Annotated in this window: 3 protein-coding genes; all 3 read left to right on the top strand. The window is 60.9% G+C overall.

What is annotated here, in order from left to right:
• Positions 1-270: phosphatidate cytidylyltransferase (locus AC1DVH_RS29450; protein ID WP_477756751.1), on the top strand; the 270-nt coding region annotated here is incomplete at its 5' end.
• Positions 267-1,457 (top strand): 1-deoxy-D-xylulose-5-phosphate reductoisomerase, encoded by a 1,191-nt coding sequence (gene ispC, locus AC1DVH_RS29445; protein WP_477756750.1) that lies wholly within the window; start codon positions 267-269, stop codon positions 1,455-1,457. The genes AC1DVH_RS29450 and ispC, both read left to right, overlap by 4 nt.
• A gap of 53 nt (positions 1,458-1,510) precedes the next feature.
• A partial coding sequence (gene rseP / locus AC1DVH_RS29440; protein WP_477756749.1) for an RIP metalloprotease RseP occupies positions 1,511-2,523 on the top strand: 1,013 nt, incomplete at its 3' end.

The following is a 2,523-nucleotide window of genomic DNA, read 5'->3' as shown; positions in this document are numbered from 1 at the left end:
GGTCTGGCGCTGAGTCTGGTGATTACCGCAATGGTTGCCCTGGTGCGCGACTGGACGGTGGCCGAGCTGCTCAAAGGGCTGATCGGTGCCGCGCTGATCGTGTTCATTTCGGTGGTGGGCGACCTCACTGAGAGCATGTTCAAGCGCCAGTCCGGGATCAAGGACAGCAGCAATCTGCTTCCGGGGCACGGCGGCGTGCTGGATCGTATCGACAGCCTGACAGCAGCGATTCCGGTATTTGCCGTGCTGCTGTGGATGGCGGCCCCATGAGCCGCTCGCAACAGATTACCGTTCTGGGTGCGACCGGCTCGATTGGCCTGAGTACGCTCGACGTCATCGCTCGCCATCCTGACCGTTATCAGGTCTTTGCCTTGAGTGGCTTCAGCCGCTTGAGTGAATTGCTGGCGCTGTGCGTGCGCCATGTACCGCGATTTGCTGTCGTGCCTGAGGTCGCTGCTGCCCGCACCTTGCAGGATGATTTGCGCGCGGCCGGTCTTTCGACCCGTGTTCTGGTGGGTGAGGAAGGTTTGTGTCAGGTCGCTTCCGATCCGGAAGTCGATACGGTCATGGCGGCCATCGTCGGTGCAGCGGGATTGCGCCCGACACTGGCGGCGGTCGAGGCTGGCAAAAAGATCCTCCTGGCCAATAAAGAAGCACTGGTCATGTCCGGCGCGCTGTTTATGCAGGCGGTGCGCAAGAGCGGTTCGGTGTTGCTGCCGATCGATAGCGAGCACAACGCGATTTTTCAGTGCATGCCGCTCGATTATGCCCGTGGCCTCGAGGCGGTCGGTGTACGTCGGATTCTGCTGACAGCTTCCGGCGGTCCGTTCCGGCAGACGCCAATAGCTGAACTGGCGCATGTTTCTCCCGATCAGGCGTGTGCGCACCCGAACTGGTCCATGGGGCGAAAAATCTCCGTTGACTCGGCCAGCATGATGAACAAGGGGCTTGAGTTGATCGAAGCCTGCTGGCTGTTCGATGCCAGGCCATCCCAGGTCGAGGTGGTGGTTCACCCGCAAAGTGTGATCCATTCGCTGGTCGACTACGTCGATGGTTCTGTTCTGGCGCAGTTGGGTAATCCGGACATGCGCACGCCCATCGCCAATGCCCTGGCCTGGCCGGAGCGGATTGACTCGGGTGTGGCTCCGCTGGATCTGTTTGCCATTGCACGGCTGGATTTTCAGGCACCGGATGAAGAACGTTTCCCTTGCCTGCGTTTGGCCCGTCAGGCGGCCGAGGCGGGGAACAGCGCGCCAGCGATGCTCAATGCGGCGAACGAAGTGGCGGTGGCGGCATTTCTCGACGAACGGGTTCGTTACCCGGAAATCGCGAGTATCATCGAAGAAGTATTGAATCTTGAGCCCGTAGTAGCAGTGGGTGATCTCGAGGCAGTGTTCACGGCGGACGCGAAGGCKCGATTGCTGGCCGGACAATGGTTGAGTCGTCACGGGCGCTAAATGCTGCGGATAGTTGACCCAGGCAGCAGCGGAKCGGATTGCGGAGAAAGTAGATGAGCGCGCTCTATATGATTGTCGGCACCCTGGTTGCTCTGGGTGTGCTGGTTACCTTCCACGAGTTCGGCCATTTTTGGGTCGCGCGTCGTTGTGGGGTCAAAGTGCTGCGCTTCTCCGTAGGCTTCGGCATGCCTTTGCTGCGCTGGCACGACAAGCAAGGCACCGAATTCGTCGTCGCCGCGATCCCGTTGGGCGGCTACGTCAAAATGCTCGACGAGCGCGAGGGTGAAGTCCCCCTCGATCAGCTCGGCCAGACCTTCAATCGCAAATCCGTTCGTCAGCGCATTGCCATTGTAGCTGCAGGGCCGATAGCCAATTTCCTGCTGGCATTGGTGTTCTTCTGGGGTTTGGCAATGCTCGGCAGCGAGCAGGTGCGTCCAGTCATCGGGGCTGTCGAGTCCGGCAGTATTGCGGCCAAGGCGGGTTTGAGCCCCGGCCAGGAAATCGTGGCCATTGATGGTGAGGCGACTTCCGGCTGGGCGGAGGTGAACCTGCAATTGGTTCGTCGCCTGGGTGAAAGCGGCTCGTTGCAGATAATGGTTCGCGAACAGGGGGGCACGGCTGATTCTCCTCGTGAACTTGCGCTGAACAAATGGCTCAAAGGGGCTGACGAGCCCGACCCTATCCACTCATTGGGGATTCGCCCGTGGCGCCCGGCATTRCCGCCTGTCCTGGCTGAACTCGATCCAAAGGGGCCAGCTCAGGCTGCCGGCCTGAAGACGGGTGACCGGTTGCTGGAGCTTGATGGTCGTACGCTGGATGACTGGCAGCAGGTCGTCGATACCGTCCGTATGCATCCTGATACCAAAATCATGCTGCGGGTTGAGCGCGACGGTGCTCAAATCGACGTCCCGGTGACGCTGGCCGCTCGCGGCGAGCGCAAATCACCCAGCGGATACCTGGGGGCGGGGGTGAAGGCGGTCGATTGGCCACCGGAAATGATCCGCGAGGTCAGTTACGGGCCATTGGCAGCGATTGGCGAGGGGGCTCGACGCACCTGGACCATGAG

The organism is Pseudomonas sp. P4_C3, from assembly GCF_056402075.1.
The sequence above is the reverse complement of the archived record's forward strand: the minus strand, read 5'-3'. Positions and strand labels throughout refer to the sequence as shown.